The following is a 23,974-nucleotide window of genomic DNA, read 5'->3' as shown; positions in this document are numbered from 1 at the left end:
CCGGGGTCGGGCGGGCATCCCTGCTCAGTCGGTGGACTCCGGAGCTCCGGCGGCCCGTCCGGCGGCCCGGCGACGCGGCCGGCTCCGGGGAACGGTCACCGGGGCGCTCTCGGCGAAGTCGACGGCCGGAACCGTCTCCTGATCCGTGCTGGACAACACGAACACCGCGCCCGCGCTGTCGCTGCTGGGGGCCGAGGCGGTCCGCGCGACGCGCCGGCGGCCGCGGCGAGCCCCGGACTCGGCGGCCTCCGCCGCCACTGCGGCACTCTCCGCCGCCACGGGGGCGGCCTCCGCCACACCGTCGGTCCGCACAGCCGCGTCATCGGTCCGCACAGCCGCGTCATCGGTCTTCACGGCCGTGTCGACGGACCGCTCCGCCCGCCGCCGCAGCCGTTCCCGGCTCCGGCGCGGTGCGCGCCCGGCCACCGGCTCGGGAGCCCGTTCCGGTTCCGGGGCGCTCTCCTCCGCCTCGTCGGCGATCTCCACCTCGACGAGATCGTCCTCGAACGGCGGCGCGATCGCCTCGTCGGTCTGATGTGCGGCCATCGCCAGCGCCACCGGATGCGCCCGCTTGACGGCCGCCTCCTCCTCGGACTGCGGCGGCTCGGCGGCCGACACGACGCCGTTGGTGGCCGGCGCCGGACTCGGCGGCTTCTCTTTGTCCTTGCGGCGGCGACGGCCCTCCCGGCGGCCGCCCACACCCTCTTCCGCGGGTGCGGCCTCCACCGGATAGTTGTGCACGACGATGCCGCGGCCGTGGCAGTGCTCACAGGTGGTGGAGAACGCCTCGACCAGTCCGGTGCCCAGCTTCTTGCGCGTCATCTGGACCAGGCCCAGCGAGGTGACCTCGGACACCTGGTGCCGGGTGCGATCCCGGCCCAGCGCCTCGGTCAGCCGCCGCAGCACCAGATCGCGGTTGGACTCCAGCACCATGTCGATGAAGTCGACGACGATCATGCCGCCGATATCACGCAGCCGCATCTGCCGCACGATCTCCTCGGCGGCCTCCAGGTTGTTGCGGGTGACCGTCTCTTCCAGGTTGCTGCCGCCGGCGCCGGTGAACTTGCCGGTGTTGACGTCGATGACCGTCATCGCCTCGGTGCGGTCGATGACCAGGGTGCCGCCCGAGGGCAGCCACACCTTGCGGTCCAGCGCCTTGGCCAGCTGGTCGTCGATGCGGTAGCTGCCGAACACGTCGACATGGTCGTGGTCGTACCGCTCGACCCGGGCCAGCAGGTCCGGGGCGACCGTGCGGATGTAGTTCTCCACGGTCGTCCAGGCCCGGTCGCCCTCGATGACCAGCTTGGAGAAGTCCTCGTTGAACAGGTCACGGATGACCTTGACCAGTAGGTCCGGCTCCTCGTAGAGGGTCTTCGGCGCGGACGAGTTCTGCCGGGAGTGGTCCTCGATGGTCCGCCAGGTGGCCTGCAACCGTTCCACGTCGCGGGCCAGCTCGGGCTCGCTGACGCCCTCGGACGCGGTGCGGATGATCACGCCGGCGTCCTGCGGGACGATGTCGCGCAGGATCTCCTTGAGCCGCTTGCGCTCGGTGTCGGGCAGTTTGCGACTGATGCCGGTGGAGGTGCCGCCCGGCACGTACACCAGGAATCGACCGGCCAGGCTGATCTGGGTGGTCAGCCGGGCGCCCTTGTGCCCGACCGGATCCTTCGAGACCTGGACCAGCACGGTGTCGCCGGGCCGCAGCGCCTGCTCGATCTTGCGCTCCTTGCCGCCGAGCCCGGCGGCCTCCCAGTTCACCTCGCCCGCGTACAGCACGCCGTTGCGGCCGCGGCCGATGTCGACGAACGCCGCCTCCATGCTCGGCAGCACGTTCTGCACCTTGCCGAGGTAGACGTTGCCGACCATGGACGCGCTGCCGGTACTGGTCACGAAGTGCTCGACCAGGATGTTGTCCTCGAGCACCGCGACCTGGGTGACATCGGCGGACCCGTGGCCGTGCTCACCGGCATCGGTGGCGAAACGCTTCTCGCGGACCACCATGACCCGGTCGACCGACTCCCGGCGGGCCAGGAACTCCGACTCGGTCAGGATCGGCGGACGGCGGCGACCGGCCTCGCGGCCGTCGCGCCGGCGCTGCCGCTTGGCCTCCAGGCGGGTGGAGCCGGTGATGCCCTGCACCTCGTCGACCGTGCGCCGCTTGTTGCGCGGTTCGCGCTCGTGCACGACCGTGTTCGGCGGATCGTCCTCGGAGGCGGTCTCGGTCTCGCCGTCCTCACCGGCCTTGCGACGGCGACGACGGCGACGACGACGGCTCGTGCCCTCGCCGGACTCGTTGTCGTCGGCGTCCTCGGCGGACTCGTCGGTATCCTCGGCGCCCGCGTCGCTCTCCTCGACGGCGGGACGGGTCCGGCCGGACTCCTCGGCGTGCTCCGAATCGGCCTCGTCCTGATCGCTGTCGGCGTGCTGTTCACCCCGGCCGCGACCGCGGCCGCGGCGGCCCCGGCGACGGCGGCGCGAACGGCTGGCGTCGTCACCGTCGTCGTCACGGGAATCGTCGTCCCAGTCGGCGGACTCGGAATCGGCCTCGTCGGTGGCCGGCTCCTCCTCGCGCTCCTCGTGGCGTTCGTCACGCTCCCCGCGACGTTCTTCCCGGTCCGGACGGCGCTCGTCACGCTCATCACGCTCGTCACGCTCCTCGCGGCGCTCCTCGCGCACGACGTCGCGGTCGGCCCGGCGCTTGCGGCGCTCCTGCTCGGCCGCGGCGGCATCCGGCGACAGGAACAGCGGCGCGGCCACCATCCCGCCGGACTCGAAGACCACCGGCTCGGGCGCGATGGGTTCGTGCGCCCGGAACGGGCTGGTGAACAACGACTGCCGCGGCGGGAGCCGATCGGCTGTCGTCGTCGCCGCGCCGAACGGATCGGTTCCGGCGGGCGCCGGCTGTTCCGTCGTCAGGGCCGCGGCGGCGACCTCGGATACGATGGCGGCCTCCGCCGCCGCTGTCTTCTCGGCCGCGCCGGCCTCCGCATCCGTCCCGGCCTCGGACGCGACCACCGCAGTGGTCTCGGCCTCGGCCACAGCCGCACCCGGCTCCGCCGCCGCCTCGGCCGATTCGGCCGGAGTCAGCGCTTCACGCACCGACTCGGCGACCGTTCGGTCGAGGCTGGACTGCGGGCTACGGGCCTCGGCGCCCAGTTCCGTCAGATGGGCCAGAATGCGTTTGCTGGTCGTTCCCAGCAATTTGGCCAGCGCGTGCACCCGGATTCGATCGGGCAACTGCACTGCCTCCCCCGCGCCGTTCGCCTCCTGCGAAGCGCGTTCACCGTTGCTCTGCGATGTTCCCTGCGGCTCTTGATCGGCCACGAAATCTCCTCGGGCCCCCGGGCGCGTCTCTCCGTGAGGAGAGTGACGCGGCCGACGCGGGGGCACTGTCCGTCTGCCTCACGCCCGTCCGGGCGCAAGGTCCTGTGGTCTCGCCCCGCGTGCCCGGTTGTCACCGTTCGTACGTCTTTCTCGGGCTAACTGGTCACGCGGCGCCTGGCTGTTGGCTTCCAACACCAGGGTCCGAGCAATCATCCAGCGCGCGCCGGACAGCCGAGTCTTGGTAACCGTCCAGGGCAGCGATGATCGGCGTCGAACCGAGGTGCCATTCGGTAGCGTTTCTCACCCGCCACGGCGGCGGGTATCGATCACTTCCGTGCCCAGTATCCCATATCCGGTGGGACACCTTCGCCATCGACGCCGTGTTCGCTGGTCGGGGCCGCTGAGCGCACCCCCCGGAGGTTCCGGGGGCGGGGGTGTCGTCGGCTACTGGGAGAACTCGGGGAACCAGAGTGCGATCTCCCGTTTGGCGGATTCCGCCGAGTCGGAACCGTGCACGAGGTTGTACTGGGTTTCCAGGGCGTAATCGCCGCGAATGCTGCCCGGCACGGCCTTCTCGACCGGGTCGGTACCACCGGCGATCTGCCGGAATGCCGCGATGGCGCGGGGGCCCTCGAGGACCGCCGCGACGACCGGGCCGGAGGTGATGAACTCGATCAGGGAGCCGTAGAACGGCTTGTCGGCATGCTCTGCGTAGTGGGCGCCGGCCAGGTCACCGGCGACCTGCTTCAGCTCCAGGGCGGCGATCTTCAGGCCCTTGCGCTCGATCCGGGTGATGATCTCACCGATCAGGCCCCGGGCCACGCCGTCCGGCTTGATGAGTACCAACGTCTGCTCAGTCACGCGCACAGCCTATAAGGCTCCCGAGCATCGGGCCGACGTCGGGACTCACCCGGCCGCCGGATCACGATGCCGACGGTCCCGCCACCCGCTGACTCGGCAGCAGGCCCTGTTCCATCCGGCGCTTCACGTCGTGGCGCAGCACCAGGATGAAGGCCCACACTGCGGCGAATATCACCCCGATGACACCGATGGACAGATGGACGAAGGTGCCGAGCAGCACCAGCGCCTGCAACGTCAGGTTGAAGGGCAGCGCCCAGCTGCGGCGCTGCATTCCGGCGCCGACCATCATCAGCGCGGCGAGTCCGACCAGATAGACCACCGACCACCAGCTCAACCCGCCACCGACCGCGCCCACCACCGGCAGCGCCAGCAGCACGGTGATGGCCTCCAGGACGAGGGTGCCGGCCATCACACCGCGCAAGCCCTTCCACGGGTCGGTCGCGGGCGGCGGCACCGCCGGCTCGGACTGCTGCTGATCACTCATTGCGGGTCCTTTCCGAACAGCGATCGGGCCGCACCGGCGGTGACCACCGATCCGGTGATGACGATGCCCGCGCCCGAGATCGGCTCGCCGCTGTCACCGGCCTCCTCGGCGAGGGCGATGGCGGTCTCCACCGCGTCGGTGAGACCGGCGGCCGGGACGACCCGTTCGTCGCCGAATCGTTGTACCGCCCGGTCGGCGAGCTCGTCGACCGGCATGGCGCGCGGTGAGCCGTTCGCGGTCACCACGATCTCGTCGAACACCGGCTCCAGCGCGGCCAGAATGCCGTCGACGTCCTTGTCGGCCAGTACCGCGACCACACCGATCAGTTTGCGGAAATCGAATTCGCCGGCCAGCGTCGCGGCCAGCGCCTGCGCGCCGGCCGGATTGTGCGCGGCGTCGATGAAGATGGTCGGCGCGCTGCGCATCCGCTCCATCCGGCCCGGACTGGTCGCGGCCGCGAAACCGGCCCGCACCGCCTCGAGGTCGAGCTGCCGGTCGGCCCCGGCGCCGAAGAACGCCTCCACGGCCGCCAGCGCCAGCACGGCGTTGCCCGCCTGATGCTCGCCGTGCAGCGGCAGGAAGATGTCGCCGTACACCCCGCCCAGGCCCTGCAATTCGAGGACCTGGCCGCCGATGGCGATCCGTCGCGACAGCACCCGGAACTCCGATCCGGCCCGCGCCACGGCCGCGTCGACGGCGACCGCCCGGCGCAGCAGTACCTCCATCGCCTCCGGATCCTGCTCGGCGATGATCGCGATGGTGTCGCGCGGCACCAGCAGATCCGGCGGGGCGGGCTTGATGATGCCCGCCTTCTCCCCGGCGATCGAGGTGAGATCCGGGCCGAGATAGTCGGTGTGGTCCAGGCCGATCGGGGTGATCACCGCCACCTGGCCGTCGGCCACGTTGGTGGCGTCCCAGGTGCCGCCCATCCCGGTCTCGATCACCGCGACGTCGACCGGCGCCTCCGCGAAGGCCGCGTAGCCCATCGCGGTGAGCACCTCGAACTTGCTCATCCGCGGCCCACCGGCGGCCTGCGACCGCTCGTCGATCATCTCGACGTACGGCAGCAGTTCCCGATAGGTCTCGACATAACGCGCCGGGCTGATCGGCGCGTTGTCGATCGAGATGCGCTCGGTCGCCAGTTGCAGGTGCGGGCTGGTGAACCGGCCGGTGCGCCGGTGCAGCGCGGTCAGCAGCGAGTCGATTATCCGGGTGACCGACGTCTTGCCGTTGGTGCCCGCGATGTGGATGGCCGGATACGCCTGCTGCGGCGAGCCCAGCAGATCCATCAGGGTGGCGATACGGGTCAGCGACGGCTCGATGCGCTGCTCACCCCAGCGCTTGTCCAGTTCCGCCTCGACGAGCGCCATCTCGGCCAGGTCCACCGGGGACGGGCCCGAGTGCAGGCGCTCCGCTCCGCCGTGCTGATGCTCCGGTTCCGCGTTCACGCCTGCCTCGCTTCCGTCGATGTCACTTACCGGCCAGTTTCGCGATCTCGTCCAGACGGGCCCCGATCCGGGCCACCTCCGCCTCGGCGATCTCCTGCCGCGTGCGGATCTTGGCGACCACCTCGTCGGGCGCCTTGGCCAGGAAGGCCTCGTTGCCCAATTTCGCGGTGGTGCCGGTCAATTCCTTCTGCGCGGCGGCCAGATCCTTCTCCAGCCGGCGGCGCTCGGCATCCAGGTCGATCGTCCCGGAGGTGTCGATCTCGACGGTCACCGTCGCGGCGGACAGCCGCACCTCGAGCGCGGCGGTGGCCGCGAAACCGTCGCCGGCGGCGGTCAGCCGGGCCAGGTTGGTGACCTCGGCGAGTTGTCCGGACAGATCCGCGGTCTCGATGCCGACGATCCGCGCGGCCACCTTCTGACTGTCGGTGAGGCCCTGATCGCTGCGGAACCGCCGGATCTCCGTGATCAGCCGCTGGGTATCCGAAATGCGCTGCGCCGCAACGGTATCGGCGGGAGCGCCGGAATCCTGCGGCCAGGACGCGATCACGATGGACCCGCCGCCGGTGCGCACGCCCCGCTCGTCGGTGGTCAGGGCCAGCCACAGCGATTCGGTGACGAACGGCATGGCCGGATGCAGCAGCCGCAGCACGGCATCCAGCACGGCGCCGAGCACCACGCGGGTGGCGGCGGCGCGCTCGTCCGACTCCGCGAACTGCACCTTCGCCAGTTCCAGGTACCAGGAACAGAATTCGTCCCAGGTGAAGTGGTAGAGCGCCTCGCAGGCCTTGCCGAACTCGTACCGGTCGAAGGACGAATCCACTTCCGCGCGAACCTCGTTCAGGCGATCGAGGATCCAGCGGTCGGCGTCGGTGAGCGCCGCGCGGTCCGGGAGCTCACCCGGCGCCGCGCCGTTCATCAGGGCGAACCGGGCGGCGTTGTACAGCTTCGTCACGAAGTTGCGCGAGGCCTGCACGTGCGGCTCGCCCACCGACAGGTCGCTACCCGGCTGCGCACCCCGGGCGAGGGTGAAACGCGTTGCGTCGGCGCCGTATTCGTCGATCCACAGCAGCGGGTCGACGCCGATGCCCTTGGACTTGGAGTACTTGCGGCCGAATTCGTCGCGGATCAGGCCGTGCAGGAACACGTCGTCGAACGGCACCTGCTTGCGCTGCGCGGCCTTGCCCACGGTGATCGCCGGATCCTCGGACACGAACATGCCGAACATCATCATCCGCGCCACCCAGAAGAACAGGATGTCGTAGCCGGTGACGAGCACGCTGGTCGGATAGAACTTCGCCAGCTCGGCGCTGCTGTCCGGCCAGCCCATGGTCGAGAACGGCCACAGTCCCGAGGAGAACCAGGTGTCGAGCACGTCCGGGTCCTGCACGTAGCCCTCGGGGGCCTGCTCCTCCGGGCCGACGCAGACCACGTCGCCCTCGGGGCCGTACCAGATCGGGATGCGATGCCCCCACCACAGCTGCCGGGAGATGCACCAGTCGTGCATGTTGTCGACCCACTCGAACCAGCGCGGCTCCTGGCTCGCCGGGTAGATGGTCACCTCACCGTTGCGCACCGCGTCGCCCGCGGCCTTCGCCAGCGATTCCACCTTGACCCACCACTGCATGGACAACCGCGGCTCGATCGGCTCGCCGGACCGCTCGGAATGGCCGACGCTGTGCAGATACGGCCGCTTCTCGGCGACCACGCGGCCCTCCTCGGCGAGCCGCTCGCGGATCTTCACCCGCGCCTCGAACCGGTCCATACCGTCGAATTCGGTTCCGGTATCGGCGATCTTGCCGGATTTGTCCATGATCGTCGGCATCGGCAGATTGTGCCGCAGGCCGATCTCGAAGTCGTTCGGATCGTGCGCGGGCGTGATCTTCACTGCGCCGGAACCGAATTCGGGATCGACGTAGTCGTCGGCGACGATCGGGATCTGCCGGCCGGTGATCGGGTGGTGCAGCGTGCTGCCGATCAGGGCGCGGTACCGTTCGTCCTCGGGATGCACCGCCACCGCGGTGTCGCCGAGCATGGTCTCCACCCGGGTGGTCGCCACGATCACGTGCGGCTCGTCGTCGTCGAGCGAGCCGTAGCGCAGCGAGACGAGCTCGCCCTCCACGTCCTCGTACTTGACCTCGACGTCGGAGATCGCGGTCCGCAGCACCGGCGACCAGTTCACCAGGCGCTCGGCGCGGTAGATCAGGCCCGCGTCGTAGAGCCGCTTGAAGATGGTCTGCACGGCGCGCGAGAGGCCGTCGTCCATGGTGAAGCGGTCGCGCGCCCAGTCGACGCCGTCGCCGAGGCGGCGCATCTGGCCCTGGATGGCGCCGCCGGACTCCCGCTTCCAGTCCCACACCTTGTCGATGAACAGCTCGCGGCCGAAGTCCTCCTTGGACTTGCCGTCGACGGCGAGCTGCTTCTCCACCACGGACTGGGTCGCGATGCCGGCGTGGTCCATGCCGGGCAGCCACAGCACCTCGAAGCCCTGCATGCGCTTGCGACGGGTCAGCAGATCCATGAGGGTGTGGTCGAAGGCGTGGCCCATGTGCAGGTTGCCGGTCACGTTCGGCGGCGGCAGCACAATCGAGTACGGGGGCTTGTCGCTGCTGGTGTCGGCGTGGAAGTAGCCCGCCGCTACCCAGCCCTCGTACAGCTCGGCCTCTACATCGCCGGGGTTCCAGCTCTTGGGGAGGGCGTCGGCACGATTGCGTGAGTTCTCAGGGGCTGCGCTGGTCACCGTGCGATTCTAAGGAGTGGAGGGGCTCACAACCTAAAAGGGTCGGCAGGTACCCGAAGGGCGGGGCTTTCGGCGGATGAGGGACACCGAAAACCCCGCCCATGTGTTCTAGATTAGCGCCGTTTCCGGACCGGAAACCGAATCCAAAGCCTTTTCTCAGGTTCTGTCCGAATCGTTTGCGTTGCCGCAAGTTTCCCGGTTGTGACGCTCAGGATCGGTTCAGGATCCGGCACTGCCGGCGGTCCCGTGACGCTGTCGTTCGTCACAGGTCGGCCGGACGGATGCGCAGGTGAGCAAGGCCCTGGATGGCCCAGGACCGCTACCCGGCGAATATCCGGACGGCGATCACGGCACACGCCGAACCATCGATCAGGTCCGAGTGGAACGGCGCGATGTCGGATTTCGGCGACCGAGGCGAACACAGCATGTGTCCGGCGAACTTCGATTCCCGCGCGATACCCGTCGCGGTGAATTCGGTCACACCCATTGGTCGGACCAATTTCGGGGTTCCCTCGGCGTGTCCGGTTCGAACTCCCCCAGCGTGCCGCGCGGAAAACCCGGGGGCGGATCGCCGGTTCACGCCGTGCGGACCGGCACCAGCATCCGCCGGGCCGCGGGCAGGGCCCGGAAGGTCGCGGGCAGCATGCCGATCGGCTCACCGTCCGCGGTGACCGGGGCGGCGGCGGCGATCCGCACCGACCGCGACCGGTAGCGGGTGATCGCCGGATGCTCGATGCGCCGACCGGCCGCCAGCGCGGGCAGCAGGCGGGTCATCTCGCGCCGCGACATCGCCCCGACCACCGTCACCTCGAGCAGGCCGTCGTCGACGGTGGCGTCGGGGCAGATCAGCATGCCGCCGCCGTAGCTGCGGGTGTTGCCGACGGCGACCATGACCGCCTCCAGGGCGAGCCCGGCCGCCGGCGTGCCCGCCGGCTCGACTTGCACCGCGTCTTCGGCCAATTCGATGCGATACGGCACCGCGAGCCGGCCTGCCAGCTCGAAGACGGCGGCCAGGCTGTAGCGCAGCGAGCCCTTCGGCCGGCGCATCCGGTTGGCGCGCAGCGTGACCCGCGCGTCGAAGCCGGTGGCGGCCACCGTCGCGAAGCGGATCACGGTGGGTGCCGGATCGCCGAAATCCCTTTCCACCGAGCCGGTTTCGGGCGGTGCGAGCAGATGGTCGGCGGTTTCGACCACGCCGAGATCGATGGTCCGGACGGCGCCGTCGCAGACGATGTCGGCGGCGGCGATCGGATCCTGTTCCGGGATGCCGAGTTCGCGCGCCAGATCGTTGCCGGTGCCGCCGGGCAACAGTCCCAGCGGAATCTCGCTACCGGCCAAGGCCTGCAACACCACGCAGATCAGGCCGTCACCACCGGCACACACGACGGCGTCCGGGGCCGCCGGCGCGGCGACCGCGGCCGCGACCAGGCGCCGGGTCTCGTCCGCCGTCCGGCCGCAGAGCTCGCTGATCCGCACGCCCCGGGCCTCGAAGCGGGCGCGCGCGGCCGTGGCGGCCGCCAGCCCCTTGCCGTGACCGGACAGCGGGTTGGTCACCAACAGGATCGAGCCGATCTCAGGCACCACACCACCTCACCGCGGCCGACCGTAGCGCACTCACGGGACCAGTTTTCCGGGATTGAGGATTCCCACCGGGTCGAGAGCCTGCTTCACCGCCCGCAGCACCCGTACCCCCGGCTCGCCGATCTCGGCCGTCAGCCACGGGCGATGATCGGCGCCCACGGCGTGGTGATGGGTGATGGTGCCCCCGGTCGCGACGATCGCGTCCCCGGCGGCGCGTTTGGCCCGCCGCCAGCCCGCGATCGGGTCCGCGGCCTGCTTGGCGACCACCGTGAAGTACAGCGAGGCCCCGGTGGCATAGGTGTGCGAGAGGTGGCACATGATCAGCGGCGGAGTGCCCTGCGCCGACAGCTCCTCGGTCAGCGCCGTGGTCACCGCCGCCTTCAACGTCTCCAGATTCGACCAGCTGGTCGCGGTTTCCAGTGTCTCGCAGAGGATTCCGACATCCAGCAGAGCATCGCGCAGATAGGGTGCGGCGAAGCGGCCGCGCTTCCAGTCCCGCGCGGGCTGCTCACCCAGCACCGTGCCGCCGGCCGCCGCCAGCAGCGGATACGCCTCGGCGCTGCGGGCCGCCACATGATCGGCGGTGCCCTCGAACGTGGTCACGGCCAGGCAGCCACCGACCGGCGTGCCGCCGATATCGCCGGCTCGCGCCAGATTCAGCCCGGTCTCGGCCTCGTCGGACAGCCGCAGCACCGTCGGCGCCGAGCCGGTCTGCACCACCCGTCGCAGCGCGGCCGCGCCCGCGGCGAAATCCGGGAACGACCAGGCTTGGTACACAACGGTTTCCGGAATCGGATGCACCCGCAGCGTGACCGCCGTGACGATCCCGAAGGCGCCCTCGGACCCCGCGAACAACTCGCGCAGATCCGGCCCCGCGGCCGACGCCGGCGCCCGGCCGAGATCCAGTGTGCCCGTGGGCGTCGCGACGACCAGCCGCTGGATCATGTCGTCGAAGCGGCCGTATCCTGCCGACGCCTGCCCCGAGGACCGGGTGGCCGCGAACCCGCCGATGCTGGCGAATTCGAAACTCTGCGGGAAGTGTCCGAGCGACAACCCGTGCGCGGCAAGCAGTTCCTCGGCCCGCGGACCGGTGAGCCCGGCACCGAGAGTGGCGACGCCACTGACCGGATCGACCTCGGTGAGCGTGTCCAGCCGCCGGAGATCCACGGCGACAACGGATCCGAACCGGCCGCGCAGCGGATCGAGCCCGCCCACCACACTGGTGCCGCCGCCGAACGGCACGACCGCGATCTCCCGCTCCGCGCAGTACGCCAGCACCGCCAGCACCTGCTCGTGATCGGCCGGATACAGCACGGCATCGGGCGCGTCCTGCGGACCGTCGGCACGCCGCCGCAGCAGATCGAGCGTGCTCTTACCCCCGGCATGCCGCAGCCGGACCCGATCACCGGTGTCGACCGCGTCCGCGCCGACCACCGCGGCCAGCCCCGCCCGATCCCGCTCGCCGAGCGCGGAGGGCCGCACCGGCACGTCGTCCTCGGCGGGCCGGGCCACCGGCTCCCCGGAGACCCCGAACACCTGCGCCAGCAGCGACCGGATCCGCTCCGGCAACGGCGCATGCCCGGCCGCGACGCCCCACGCGTCCCAGACCATCTCCGGCCCCACGCGGGCCCACTCCCCGGAATCTGCCGCGCCGGCCTGCCCGCCGGGTTCCATCCGCCTCGTCATGCGTTACAGTATGACATAGAATGTAAATTGGTAACGAAGCCGTACCAGTCCGACACGCACCCCGGACCGCGCCACCCGGAGACCACGCGGACCACCAGATCGCGGAGACCAGATGCCCTCGACCGACTCCCCCCACCCCGACGGCAGCCCGCACCGGGCCCGACCGGATCACCGGGACGTCACCACCGCGTCACCCGCCCGCACCACGGCGGCCGCGGAAGCTTTCGGCGCACACCACCGCCCGCGCCCGGCCGAGGACCTCCGCACTCACGAACGCATCGGCGAAGACGAGGCCGTCCGCACCGCCGATCCCGCAACAGGACGAGCGGCCGACCCGGGTGTGGCTTTCGCGACCGTCGGCACCACCGACCCCAGCACTCTCCCCCCGGCCGGCGAGCCGGCGAACCGCAGCACGGCCGCCTCGCCCGGCCGGGACACTCCGGGCCGCCGGAGCCCCGATGACGGCGAGCCTCCGGATGGCGCAGGGCACCCGCACTCGAACGGCGGCTTTCGCCCTGTTGCCGAATCAGACTCCGCGCCAGCGACCTCCGGTGCACCCGCGGACCCGTCCGGCATCGATGTCGCCATCCTCGACGCGGCCCGCGACTGCGTCGCCGAATTCGGGGTGCGGCGGACCACCCTGACCGAGGTCGCGCGCCGGGCCGGGGTGAGCCGGCCGACCGTGTACCGGCGCTGGCCCGACACCGGGTCGCTCATCGCCGATCTGCTGGTCCGGGAGCTGCGCGATGTCGTGGGGCACGCCATCCCGCCGGGCGGCAGCGCGCGGGCCCGGCTGCTCGACGGGATCGTGATCGGCGCCGACCGGATTCGCACCAACGCGTTGTTCACCAAGATCTTCCGGACCGATACCGATCTCATGCTCACGTACGTGTTCGGCCGCCTGGGCCGCAACCAGCGCGAGCTGATCCTGTTGTTCGCGGCCGTCATCCGGGAGGGGCAGCGGGACGGCTCGATCCGCGACGGCGATCCCGAGCAACTGGCGACCATGCTGCTGCTGATCGCGCAGTCGGCGGTGCAGTCCGCGGGGATGGTCCGTGACATCCTCGACGAGCAGCATCTGGACGCCGAGCTGGCCCGCGCCATCGACGGCTATCTGATCCCCGACGGCGCCGAGCGCCTGGCCTGACCGCCGCGCGTGCCGCGGCATCGAATCACCGCGCGGAGCGCGCGATCGGACGACAGGAGCTCACATGCGGACCACGAACGAGCCGGGCGGGCCGGGCAATTCGGCCCTCAACGCCGACCGGCGGCAGCGCGAACTGCTGGCGCTGGGCGACGACGGCGCCGTCGATGTGCTGGTGGTCGGCGGGGGTGTGACGGGCGCCGGGGTGGCCCTGGACGCGGCCGCACGCGGGCTGCGGACGGTCCTGGTCGAGCGGCACGACCTGGCCTTCGGAACCAGCCGGTGGAGTTCGAAACTCGTCCACGGCGGCCTGCGCTACCTGGCGAGCGGCGGGGTGGGCATCGCCCACGAGAGCGCGCGGGAGCGGCACGTGCTGATGACCACCACGGCACCGCATCTGGTCCGCGCCCTGCCGCAGGTGGTGCCGCTGCTGCCGCGGATCGGCGCACCGCAGCGCGCGCTGGTGCGCGCCGGATTCCTGGCCGGAGACGTGTTGCGGCGCAGCGCCGGAACCTCGACCGCGATACTGCCCCGGTCCCGGCGAGTGCCGACGGCGGAGGCGCTGCGGCTGGTGCCCACGCTGCGCCGCGGTGGGCTGCGGGGCGGATTGCTGTCCTGGGACGGCCAGCTGGTCGACGATGCCCGCTTGGTGGTGACCATCGCGCGCACCGCCGCCGCGCACGGCGCTTCCGTCCTCACCCGCGTCGAGGCGCTCGAGATCAGCGGCGATTCGGCCGTCCTGCACGACACCCGGTCCGGCGAAACCCTCACCGTCCGAGCCCGTGCGGTGATCAACGCCACCGGCGTGTGGGCCGACCGGCTCGATCCCGCCATCGAACTGCGGCCCAGCCGCGGCACCCACCTGGTGTTCGACGCCGCGGCCTTCGGCGGGCTCACCGCCGCGCTGACCGTGCCGATTCCGGGCAGTACCAGCCGATTCGTGTTCGCGCTGCCCGCACCGCACGGCCGGGTGTATCTGGGCCTGACCGACGAGGACGCCCCGGGCCCGGTGCCCGACGAGCCGCGGCCGACCGACGCCGAGATCGACTTCCTGCTGGACACGGTCAACACCGTGTTGCGAGAACCGCTGCACCGCAGCGATATTCGTGGCAGCTTCGCCGGGCTGCGGCCGCTGCTGCGCACCGCGAGCGACAGCACCGCCGACATCTCCCGCGAGCATGCGGTGCTGCACTCCCCCGGCGGGCCGATCACCGTCGTGGGCGGCAAACTGACCACCTACCGGCAGATGGCCCAGGACGCCGTCGACGCCGCGGTCGCCGAGGCGGGTCTGCCCGCCGGTCCGTGCCGCACCATGCGAATTCCGTTGGTGGGCGCGATCACCGGCACCGCCCGCGACCGGATTCCCGCGCCGCCACTGCTGGTGGAACGCTACGGCAGCGAGGCGCGCGCGGTGCTCGCTCCCGCCCAGCGCGATCCGGCGCTCGCCGAGCCGGTGGCCCCCGGAATCGACGTGCTGCGTGCCGAATTCGCCTACGCGGTCGCCCGCGAGGGAGCCCTCGACACCGCCGACCTGCTGGACCGCCGCACCCGCATCGGCCTGGTCCCGGCCGACCGCGACGCCGCGCTCCCGGCCGCCGAAGCGGCGCTGCGCCAGGACTGACGAACCGGCCGATCGCGAATCCTGCCGCCGGACGCCGCGGCCGACCCTTCGCCGCGAGCATGGACAGCGGGCTCGACGCCTTCCGCCGGTTGCCGGAACAGTCCCGGCTCAGCCCTTGTTGCCGCCCAGGCTGAACGACACCCCGCCCGGATCGACAACGGCGGCGAGGCGGCCGTACGGTGTGTTCTCGGGCTCTCGTTCCACCGAACCACCCAGCGCCACTACGGTTTTCACGGCGGCGTCGACATCCTCGACGCCGAAGTAGACGCGCCAGCCACCGGGCGATCCGGCGGGCAGGAAGGCCGCGGAGTCCAGCACGCCGCCGAGCATCGGGGTCGCGGAATGGATGGTGGTGTACCGGAATTCGGGGGTGTCGGCGACGGTGAACGGATCCTGCCAGCCGAAGACGGTGCGATAGAAGTCCAGTTCGGCGCCGTATTCCCGGGTGTGCAACTCGAACCAGGACGGGTTGCCGACGTGGTTGCTCCACACGCCGTCGCCGACCACGCCCAGCGCGCCGATGCCGCGGTGCGTACCGGGCTGCCAGATGCCCACGCCGGAGCCGGCCGCGTCGGCCAGCACCGCCATGTGGCCGAGATCGCCGACCGGCATCGCCGGGACCACCACCTGCCCGCCGTGCGCGACCGCGGCGTCGGCGGTGGCCTGCGCGTCGTCACTGGCCAGGTACACGGTCCACTGGTCGGGGCCACCGGTGCTGCCGTCGTTGTGCATGCCACCGGCGACGAGGACGCCGTCGTGGGCGAAGTTGATGTAGCCACCGAATTCCTCGACGCGCTCGGCGGTCCAGCCGAGCAGTTCGCCGTAGAAAGCGATGGAGCGATCGGGGTCGGAGGTGAACAGCTCCACCCAGCACGGGTCTCCGGAGCGGAAGGTGTAGGTCATGGTGCCTCCTCGGCAGTGGTTGTGGTTCGCCTCTTCGGACGACGGTGAGCGCGGAAATTCACCGGTGGGCGAACGGCGGACCCTTGACCTGAACCATCATTGAGGTTCGACGATGGTGACATGAACGATACGACAACAGCCCTCCTCACCGGCGCATCCGCCGGATTCGGCCGGGCCCTGGCGTTCGCGCTGGCCGAACGCGGCTGGGATCTGATCCTCACCGCCCGGCAGCTCGAGCCACTGACCCGGGTGCGAGATGCTACCGGCGCCGTCGCGGTGGCCGGGGACGTGGCCGACCCGGGCCACCGCGCCGCGCTGGCCCGGGTGATCGGCGAACTCGATCGGCTCGACCTGGTGGTGAACAATGCGAGTGCGCTCGGCCCGAGCCCGATGCCCGCGCTGGCCGACTACCCGCCGGACGAACTGCTCGGCGTGCTGACCACGAATGTGGTCGCACCCCTGTCGATCCTGCAACTGACCCGGCCGATGTTGCTCGCCGCGAACGGGATCGCGGTGAACATCAGCTCCGACGCGGCGGTCAACGCCTACGAGGGCTGGGGCGGCTACGGCTCCTCGAAGGCGGCGCTGGACCAGCTCACCGCCGTCTACGCCGCCGAGAATCCCGGCCTGCGCGTCTACGCCCTCGATCCCGGCGACATGCGGACCGCCATGCACCAGGCCGCATTTCCCGGCGAGGATATCTCCGACCGGCCGGAACCGGAGACGGTCGTCCCCGCGTTCCTGCATCTGCTCGACCACCGCCCGCCCAGCGGGCGATACCTCGCCGCCGACCTGCTGCCGGCGCGCTGACTCGCGTCACGCCCGGCCCGCACACCGGGCGAGAACCACCGACCACGGCCGGGAGCATCCCGGCCGGACGAAAGGACGTGCCCCGATGACCGTGGCACAACACGAATTCACCGTCCCCGCCGACCTCGCGGCCACCGCACCCCCGGAGGCCCGCGGCCTCGCCCGCGACGAGGTGCGGATGCTGGTGTCGGACAACGGAATCAGCACCCACACCCGATTCCGTGAGCTGCCGCGGTTCCTGCGACCGGGTGATCTGCTGGTGGTGAACAATTCCGCGACGACGAACGCCGCCGTCGACGGCCACTATCGCGGGCTGCCGGTGGTGGTGCACTTCTCGGCCCGGCTGGCCGACGGGTCCCAGGTGGTGGAGGTGCGTGACCCAGCGGGCGTACCACTGCTGGATGCGACCCCGGAACCCGATGCGCGCGTGCGACTTCCGGACGCGGAACTGACCCTGCGCCGCCCCTGGCTGCCCTCCGCGCAACGCCTGTGGGTGGCCGACGTCGACACGGACGTGCCCGCACTGCTGGCGCGGCACGGGCGGCCCATCACCTATGCCTACGTCCCCGAACGCTGGTCGCCGCACTTCTATCGCACGGTCTTCGGACGCATCCCGGGCAGCGCCGAAATGCCCAGCGCCGGCAGGCCGTTCACCGACAGACTGATCACCGAACTGATCGTCGCGGGCATCGCCGTGGCGCCGATCACCCTGCACACCGGCGTGTCCTCCCCCGAGATCGGCGAACCACCGAGCCCCGAGCGCTATGCGGTCCCGGCCGCGACCGCGCGGGCGGTGAACGCGACGCACACCGCACACCGGCGGGTGATCGCCGTCGGCACCACGGTCACCCGCGCCCTGGAATCGGCAGCCGATCCGGCCGGCGCGGTGCACCCGGCGGCCGGCTGGACCGATCTGGTGCTCGGCCCCGGCCGACCGGCCCGCACGGTGAACGGCCTGATCACCGGCTGGCACGAACCGGGCGCCTCCCACCTGAACCTGCTGGATGCGGTGGCCGGACCGGAACAGGTTCGCGACGCCTACCGCAGCGCTCTGGCCACCGGCTACCTGTGGCACGAATTCGGCGACTCCGCCCTGTTGTTCGCACCGGAACAGCGCGCACAGTTCGCCCCGGGCCGCCACTAATCCTCGCGAGCCTCCAGCTTGCCGACCAGCCGCTCCAGCATGCTCTCCAGTTGCTGTTCCTCGGCCGGGGTCAACTCGGCCAGCGCCCGCAGGGATCGAGCCTGACCGGCCCGGATACGGTCGGCCAGCTCGCGCCCGGCGGCCGTCGCCTTCAGGTACTTGACTCGCCGATCCGACGGATTCACTGTGCGCCGCACCAGCCCGCGCGCCTCCATCCGATCGGCGACACCGGTGAGATTCGAGGGGTCGCAGGTCAGCCGACTCGCGAGGACCCGCATCGGCAGTTCCGACGGGGGTTCGTTGAGCGCCAGCAACATCTTGGCCTGCGTCAGCGTCAGGCCGTGTCCCTCCGCCGAAGCGAGGAATTCCTCCAGATACGCCGACACGAAGCGCGCGACCAGCAAGGCCAGGGGGCTCGGCGGTGTGTCGGGACTCATAGCAGCGATGGTACCGCCACGTTTGACAACCGCGATCATGGAACCTTTAGATGATTGAAGACTTCAAGTAAATCTCATCCGAGCGTACGGAGGTGACGGGTTGGAACGGAAAGGGTGGTCATCGACCGCCGCGCTGGCATTCGCGGCGATGATCGTGACCCTGATGCAGACCCAGGCGGTGCCCATCCTGGGCCTGATCGCCACCGACCTGCACCAGTCGACGACCTCGGTGAGCTGGGTGACCACCTCGACGCTGCTGGCCGCCGCGGTGTTCACGCCGCTGCTCGGCCGCATCGGCGATCTGTACGGCAAGAAGCCGACCCTGCTGGCGGTGCTGGCAGTCGCGGTGATCGGCTCGGTGGTCTCGGCGCTGGCCGGTTCATTGCCCGTGCTGCTGGTGGGCCGCGCGCTCCAGGGCGTGGCGACCGCGATCTTCCCGCTGGCGCTCGCGATCCTGCGGGAACACATTCCGGTGCGGCGACTGCACGGCGCGATGGCGATCGTCAGCGGCACCCTGGGCTTCGGCGGCGGTATCGGCCTGGTGTCCACCGGCCTGCTGACCAAGGGCCACGACGCCGACTATCACGTGGTGTTCTGGTTCACCGCCGGATTGTCGATCCTGGCCCTGATCGCGACCGCGGTCGCCGTTCCGGCTGCCGCGCAGCGGCATCCCGGCAGCGTCGACCTGCCCGGCGCGCTGACCCTCGGCGGATTCCTGGTGTTGTTACTGCTGCCGATCTCGCAGGGCCACACCTGGGGCTGGACCTCGGCCGCGACCCTGGGCTGTTTCGTGGCCGCGATCGCGTTCGCGGTGCTGTGGGTGGTCACCGAGCGGAAGGTGCCGGTGCCGCTGGTGGACCTGAACATGTTCGTGCACCGGCCGGTGCTGTTCACCAACCTGTCCGGTCTGTTCATCGGCTTCGCGATGTTCCTGCAGTTCACGGGCGTGTCGTATCTGTCGCAGATTCCGGCGCGGGCCGCCGGATACGGATTCGGCGCCTCGATCCTGCGTGCCTCGGTGGAATATCTGCTGCCGGGAACGCTGGCCATGATGGTGGCCGCCCCGATCGGCGGTCTGCTGGTCGGCCGGATCGGCGGGCGGCTGGTGCTGGCGCTGTCCGGGATGATCGGCGCGGTGGGATTCGGCTGGCTGGCGCTCGCCCACGACACCACCGCACCGGTGATCCTGTCCGGAGTGGTCGTCGGCGTGGCGATCAGCTTCGCCTACGCCGCGATGCCGGCGCTGATCGCCGCCGGGGTTCCGCATCATCAGAGCGGTATCGCCAACGGCATCAATTCGATCTCCCGGACCGTCGGCAGTTCGCTGGGCAGTGCCATCATCACCACCCTGCTGACCGCGAAAGTGCTTCCGCACCTGCCCCTTCCGCAGGAGGGGCAGTTCACCCTGGCCTTCTGGGTCGGCGCCGGCGCCTGTGCCGCCACGGTGCTCGCCGCACTGCTGGGCCTGCGTCCCGCCCGGCCGGGCGCCGCCACCGAGGTCGCGTCCGCGACGGCCGGCACGGCCGAGCCGGTCACCATCGGCTGACGACCACCGCGGCGGGCCCGAGCCATCCCGGCTCGGGCCCGTTTCCGTGTGCCGCGGACTCGCCGCGAGCGGTCACAGCGCGAAGAACACCGACCGGAGCACCACCGCGACCAGGAACACCACGGTGAAGGCCAGGTCGATCGACATTCCACCAGCGCGCAGCGGCGGCAGCACCCGGCGCACCGGGCCGATGACCGGTTCGGTCGCGGCGTGGGTGAAGCGGCGGCCCCGCAGCGCCCACTCCGAGCGATTGCCGAGGACGGCCACCCAATCCAGCACCATTCTGGCGATCAACAGCACGATGAACACCGTCAGGACGTAGCCGAGCAACGTACCGATGAGGCTCATGACGAACTCTCCTTCGTGAGGGGCCACGACCGTGCAGCCGCATCCCGTTACCCATGACAACGTGCGGCGATGGCTCGAAGTGTCGCCCACTCCCGGTTCTCAGGAAGTTACCAGGAAAACGCTGCCGGCCGTCCAGGCTCCGTACGCACCGGCAGATAGTAAGCATGGACAGATGGTGTGCATCTGCTTATCATATGGGTATGGCAGATATTCGAGAACTCAATCGCCTCGCCGTCGACCACAGCGTCACCCTCGTCTCCCGGGTCACCGCCGCCGATCTCGGCCGCGCCACGCCGTGCTCCGGCTGGAATCTGGCAGATCTGTTGTCCCACATGATCGTTCAGCATCATGGCTTCGCCGCGTCCGCCCGTGGGCAGGGCGCCGACCCGGCGATCTGGGCGCCACAGCCGCTGTCGGACGATCCGGTGGCCGAATATGCCGAGGCCGCAGCGGATGTCACCGCGGCATATGCCGAATCCGGTGTGCTGGAACGGTATTTCGATCTCCCGGAGTTCGCTCCGGGCTTCCGCGCACCCGGCAGCCTCGCCATCGGTTTCCATTTCATCGACTACGTCGTGCACGGCTGGGATGTGGCCCGCACCCTGGGCCTGGACTACCGGCTCGACGACACCCTGGCCGAACCCGCGCTCGGCATCGCCACGGCGGTGCCGGACGGCACGGAGCGGCTGCAACCCGGTGCGGCGTTCGCGCCCTCGCTGTCGTCGCCCACGACGGACCCACTCGAGCGCATCCTCACGCTGCTCGGCCGCTCACCGGGCTGGCCGCACTGACGCCACCCCGCCTTCACCGGCGCCGAGGGACGTAAGTTTGTCCGCATGGCGAAGGCGGAGCGTGCGGATCTGGCGGCGATGATCGCACCGCTGTTTCGTGCCCTGATGGCCGCGGAGCGGCCGATCCTGGACGCACACGAGCTCACCATGTGGGCATATTCGGTGCTGCTCGCGCTGGGCCGCTCCCCCACCCGCGGGCAGGGCCTGCTGGCCGAGGAGATCGGCGCCGACAAGACACGCATCATCGCTGTCCTGGACGATCTCCAGGAACGCGGGCTCATCGAACGCCGCCCCGATCCGGCCGACCGGCGGGCGCGACTGCTCGCGCTGACACCGGCCGGTCGGCGGCTGCGCGACTCCGCGCAGGCGGCGATCCAGGCGAACGAGGAGCGGCTGCTCGGCCGGCTCGACCCGGCGGACCGGCAGGGCTTTCTCAACACCCTGGCCGCGCTGACCGCCCTCTCCTTCGACGAGATCGTCGGCGACAGCGCCACCGATCGGTGACGCTGTCGCAAAGCCCTTGTCTCACACCCCGTACGCACTGCCTCCCGGCATTCGCGGTATGCCCGTGCCTCGGGCCGGTGACGACCGGTCGACCCGGTCGCGCCCGTTGCGGAGATCGCCGTCGATCTCCCGTGGTTCGTCGTTGAACCTTGCCCGATATCACAGAGATCGACACATCGGCCTCACCCGTTACGACGGCCCGGCAGGCGGATGTCCATCGGCGCCGGATCACGCAACGGCACCCGTCCACGCGGCGCGGCGACCACGGCCGCGGCGGCGATCAGCACCATGAGCGCCGCGGCGATCAGCATCAGCGCGAAGCCCGCCCCGGACATGTCCGCGGGTCGATGCGCCGCGTGGTAGAGCAGGTGCGGAATCCCGAACACCAGCCAGCCCACCCCGGTCACCCGGCAGAGCAGACTGTCGGCCGCCGCGGCGGCCAGTGCGGCCAGCACGCCGAGCGCCAGGAAGAACGCACCCGCGTCGACCGCCAGGTGCTGGTTGTACGGCCCGTCCATCGGCACCCAGTTCAGCCCGAACGGAAAACTCCGGAACCACGCCGCCGGGGCCGCCAGCGCCCACACCCCCGTCACCACGCCGATCACCGCCAGCAGCACCATGGCGACCCGGGTGACGAGCCACCGCCGCCGATCCACATCCAGGCGCATGCGCACCCGCAGCCCGTCACCGAACCGCTCCACCGAAATACGCATCGGACCCTCCTCCGATCGCCGGTACGCAGTCACCGTAGCGCGAGGGTACGACAGGAACCAGACATCCGATGTGAGTCGCACCCTCGCCGGACCAGGCACCCGACGTGGAGAGCGCTCCGATCACGGTCACGGGACTGGTCGGCCGAGCGGTCCGAAGGTGCCCATCGGGCTGTGGTGGACGCGCATGAGAATGCCCTCCGAGCCGAATTCCGCGCGCAGTTCGTGCAGGCCGATGATCCCACCCGTGAAATACGGTTCGCCGACGTGCAGCCGCCCGATGCCGTGGTGGTCGAGGAAGCCGACGACGAGGGAATGCATGGTCGGATACCGGTTGTGCGGGCGCGTGAGCGGATTGACCAGGCCGGCCGCCTGCCGCAGCGCGGCACAGGCGTGGTCGGGGTCGGTCCCCGGGGCGGTGCAGCGGGGATCGGTGAGCGCCAGGATCACCCGGCCGGTCGCGGTGGGCACATCCAGCCATCCCGCCGCCCCGCCCAGGTGCGTCGCGGCCATCGCGAGCAGATAGGCGGCATTGCGCGGCGCCCCGGACGCGCCGAGTGGAACCCGTTCGGCCGCAAGGTGATCGGCCCCATGCGCGGCGGCCGCGGCACGGACCGCCGCGCTGCCCCGGAACTGCGAATCGGACCATTCCCACAGTTCACGCCCGTGGTCGTAGTGACCGATCGCCGCGGCCTCGAAAGCCGAATTCGGTTGCCCGGCACTGTGGACGCGTCCCTCGGCCGGATGCCAGCTGACCGGGCCGGGCATCGGTTCGACCACGGCATCGGCCGGGACGCCCTGCCGCCCCATCGCCACGGCCGCGCTCGGCGCCAGCACGGCCAGCAGGGCGTCCGGAACGAAACCCGGTGCGGTCCCCGGCGGGGGCGCGCCGCCGGTGTTCACCGTCCGCTCACCGCCGCCGGCCAGCAATTCCGCCGCGGCACGGCGATAGTCGTCCACATGGTCCGGGCCGGGCGCCGCCGAGGGCACCGCATCATCGTCGACCAGCACGTACACATACGCCCGGCCACCGTGGTTCAGCTTCGCCATGCCCCGGGCGCCGAGCGCCGCCTGGGCGAACAGGGCCAGCCGATCGGCCGCGAGCCAGGGATCCTCGAAGCCGTCCAGATCCACGAGGGCCGAACGGAGTTCGGGAATATCGTGCCGAATTCCGATCTCGCGCAGCCGAGTGGACAGTTCGATGCCCGGCAGGCCGCGCAGGTCGTCCCGCGCCCACGACCACATGAACGTCCGGTCCTCGGCCAGCGAGCCCAGATATCCCGACCGGGTGAATTCCCGATCGCCCACCCACACCTTCGCCAGCCGGGCGTCGACCTCGATGCGGCCCGCCCGATTCGCCGCGGAGAAGGCGTCGAACTGCGCCATCGCGGCCGGAAGCCGTTCTCGCACAAGGGACGTCAGCGCGGCACTGAAGCTCTCCATGCCAGCGGACGTTACCAGCCGGCCCGTGGCGGCGAACCGGTCGCGCCGCGCCCCGGCTCAGAGGGGTTCGAACCGCAATTCCGCCGGATCCCAGTACGCCCGCATGCTGACGATCCGGCCCGCGTCGTCGAATTCCATGACGTCGATCGCCGACAAGGTCATCCGATGCCCGTTGACCTCGGTGACCAGGGTGAACCAGAATGCCGCGTGCGAGCCGTTCACCCGCGCGGTGTGCAGTTCGGCCTTGCGCTGTTCCATCTGGTCCAGCGCGGCATACAGTTCCTCGATCGCCGCACCCCGTCGCGGGTCGCTGCCGATCGGATCCTCGACCACGGCGTCCGGCGCGTAGAGCTCGGCGATCTCCGAGGCCGGACCGGTCGCCATCAGCGCTATGTACCGATCGATCGTCTCTCGCACCTGCTGCGCCGCCATGTCGACTCCCACTTAATTGA

Annotated in this window: 20 protein-coding genes; 7 read left to right on the top strand and 13 right to left on the bottom strand. The window is 70.7% G+C overall.

The features are described from left to right. Window positions 1–24 precede the first annotated feature (24 nt). The 7 genes from LBW94_RS34355 to LBW94_RS34325 form a co-directional block, all read right to left on the bottom strand. A complete protein-coding gene (locus tag LBW94_RS34355) occupies window positions 25–3,324 on the bottom strand; it encodes a translation initiation factor IF-2 N-terminal domain-containing protein (RefSeq protein WP_416277010.1) in 3,300 nt (1,099 codons plus the stop codon). Window positions 3,325–3,768: 444 nt separating this feature from the next. Further along, the gene (ndk, locus tag LBW94_RS34350) at window positions 3,769–4,185 is read right to left on the bottom strand and encodes a nucleoside-diphosphate kinase (protein ID WP_225060590.1); all 417 of its coding nucleotides are present in this window, start codon (window positions 4,183–4,185) and stop codon (window positions 3,769–3,771) included. Window positions 4,186–4,246: 61 nt separating this feature from the next. Further along, complete coding sequence (locus LBW94_RS34345) at window positions 4,247–4,669, bottom strand: DUF4233 domain-containing protein (protein ID WP_225060589.1); 423 nt, start codon at window positions 4,667–4,669, stop codon at window positions 4,247–4,249. Further along, a complete protein-coding gene (folC, locus tag LBW94_RS34340; RefSeq protein ID WP_225060635.1) occupies window positions 4,666–6,039 on the bottom strand; it encodes a bifunctional tetrahydrofolate synthase/dihydrofolate synthase in 1,374 nt (457 codons plus the stop codon). The genes LBW94_RS34345 and folC overlap by 4 nt, the downstream gene beginning before the upstream one ends. Before the next feature lie 100 nt (window positions 6,040–6,139). Then, window positions 6,140–8,854 carry a valine--tRNA ligase gene (locus tag LBW94_RS34335; RefSeq protein WP_225060588.1) on the bottom strand — a complete coding sequence of 905 codons (2,715 nt, stop codon included), beginning with the start codon at window positions 8,852–8,854 and terminating at the stop codon, window positions 6,140–6,142. Window positions 8,855–9,430: 576 nt separating this feature from the next. After that, a complete protein-coding gene (locus LBW94_RS34330; RefSeq protein WP_225060587.1) occupies window positions 9,431–10,435 on the bottom strand; it encodes a YegS/Rv2252/BmrU family lipid kinase in 1,005 nt (334 codons plus the stop codon). A gap of 33 nt (window positions 10,436–10,468) precedes the next feature. After that, window positions 10,469–12,046, bottom strand: coding sequence for an FAD-binding oxidoreductase (locus tag LBW94_RS34325; RefSeq protein WP_225060634.1), 1,578 nt, complete (start codon window positions 12,044–12,046; stop codon window positions 10,469–10,471). A 649-nt stretch (window positions 12,047–12,695) separates the two neighbouring features. On the opposite strand from LBW94_RS34325, the gene LBW94_RS34320 reads away from it, so the two are divergent. Together LBW94_RS34320 and LBW94_RS34315 are read left to right on the top strand one after the other, a co-directional pair. Then, window positions 12,696–13,268 (top strand): TetR/AcrR family transcriptional regulator, encoded by a 573-nt coding sequence (locus tag LBW94_RS34320; RefSeq protein WP_225060633.1) that lies wholly within the window; start codon window positions 12,696–12,698, stop codon window positions 13,266–13,268. A gap of 64 nt (window positions 13,269–13,332) precedes the next feature. Then, window positions 13,333–14,886, top strand: a complete 1,554-nt coding sequence (locus tag LBW94_RS34315) for a glycerol-3-phosphate dehydrogenase/oxidase (RefSeq protein WP_225060586.1) — start codon at window positions 13,333–13,335, stop codon at window positions 14,884–14,886. A 108-nt stretch (window positions 14,887–14,994) separates the two neighbouring features. On the opposite strand, the gene LBW94_RS34310 is transcribed toward LBW94_RS34315, so the two are convergent. After that, window positions 14,995–15,789 carry a VOC family protein gene (locus tag LBW94_RS34310; protein WP_225060585.1) on the bottom strand — a complete coding sequence of 265 codons (795 nt, stop codon included), beginning with the start codon at window positions 15,787–15,789 and terminating at the stop codon, window positions 14,995–14,997. Window positions 15,790–15,909: 120 nt separating this feature from the next. On the opposite strand from LBW94_RS34310, the gene LBW94_RS34305 reads away from it, so the two are divergent. Together LBW94_RS34305 and LBW94_RS34300 are read left to right on the top strand one after the other, a co-directional pair. Beyond that, a complete protein-coding gene (locus LBW94_RS34305; protein ID WP_225060584.1) occupies window positions 15,910–16,599 on the top strand; it encodes an SDR family NAD(P)-dependent oxidoreductase in 690 nt (229 codons plus the stop codon). Between the two features lie 85 nt (window positions 16,600–16,684). Continuing rightward, entirely contained in the window at window positions 16,685–17,743 is a 1,059-nt protein-coding gene (locus tag LBW94_RS34300) for an S-adenosylmethionine:tRNA ribosyltransferase-isomerase (protein ID WP_225060583.1), read from the top strand. On the opposite strand, the gene LBW94_RS34295 is transcribed toward LBW94_RS34300, so the two are convergent. Beyond that, the gene (locus LBW94_RS34295) at window positions 17,740–18,180 is read right to left on the bottom strand and encodes a MarR family winged helix-turn-helix transcriptional regulator (protein ID WP_225060582.1); all 441 of its coding nucleotides are present in this window, start codon (window positions 18,178–18,180) and stop codon (window positions 17,740–17,742) included. The two genes, LBW94_RS34300 and LBW94_RS34295, sit on opposite strands and share 4 nt — an antisense overlap. 100 nt (window positions 18,181–18,280) lie before the next feature. On the opposite strand from LBW94_RS34295, the gene LBW94_RS34290 reads away from it, so the two are divergent. Beyond that, window positions 18,281–19,726, top strand: a complete 1,446-nt coding sequence (locus LBW94_RS34290) for an MFS transporter (RefSeq protein ID WP_225060581.1) — start codon at window positions 18,281–18,283, stop codon at window positions 19,724–19,726. Between the two features lie 72 nt (window positions 19,727–19,798). Here LBW94_RS34290 and LBW94_RS34285 read toward each other — a convergent pair whose 3' ends face one another. Next, the gene (locus tag LBW94_RS34285) at window positions 19,799–20,074 is read right to left on the bottom strand and encodes a YggT family protein (RefSeq protein WP_225060580.1); all 276 of its coding nucleotides are present in this window, start codon (window positions 20,072–20,074) and stop codon (window positions 19,799–19,801) included. Between the two features lie 194 nt (window positions 20,075–20,268). On the opposite strand from LBW94_RS34285, the gene LBW94_RS34280 reads away from it, so the two are divergent. Further along, window positions 20,269–20,865, top strand: a complete 597-nt coding sequence (locus tag LBW94_RS34280; RefSeq protein WP_225060579.1) for a TIGR03086 family metal-binding protein — start codon at window positions 20,269–20,271, stop codon at window positions 20,863–20,865. Window positions 20,866–20,910: 45 nt separating this feature from the next. Then, entirely contained in the window at window positions 20,911–21,369 is a 459-nt protein-coding gene (locus tag LBW94_RS34275) for a MarR family winged helix-turn-helix transcriptional regulator (protein WP_225060578.1), read from the top strand. A gap of 182 nt (window positions 21,370–21,551) precedes the next feature. Here LBW94_RS34275 and LBW94_RS34270 read toward each other — a convergent pair whose 3' ends face one another. The 3 genes from LBW94_RS34270 to LBW94_RS34260 form a co-directional block, all read right to left on the bottom strand. Continuing rightward, on the bottom strand, window positions 21,552–22,082 hold the full coding sequence (locus LBW94_RS34270; RefSeq protein ID WP_225060577.1) for a hypothetical protein: 531 nt from the start codon (window positions 22,080–22,082) through the stop codon (window positions 21,552–21,554). Window positions 22,083–22,208: 126 nt separating this feature from the next. Then, window positions 22,209–23,522: a DUF6882 domain-containing protein gene (locus LBW94_RS34265; RefSeq protein ID WP_225060576.1), complete on the bottom strand. Its 1,314-nt coding sequence runs from the start codon at window positions 23,520–23,522 to the stop codon at window positions 22,209–22,211. A gap of 57 nt (window positions 23,523–23,579) precedes the next feature. After that, on the bottom strand, window positions 23,580–23,954 hold the full coding sequence (locus tag LBW94_RS34260; protein WP_225060575.1) for a nuclear transport factor 2 family protein: 375 nt from the start codon (window positions 23,952–23,954) through the stop codon (window positions 23,580–23,582). Window positions 23,955–23,974: the final 20 nt, after the last annotated feature.

It is taken from the genome of Nocardia sp. alder85J (genome assembly GCF_020176955.2).
Lineage (GTDB): Bacteria > Actinomycetota > Actinomycetes > Mycobacteriales > Mycobacteriaceae > Nocardia.
This window is presented reverse-complemented; position numbering and strand designations above follow the sequence as displayed.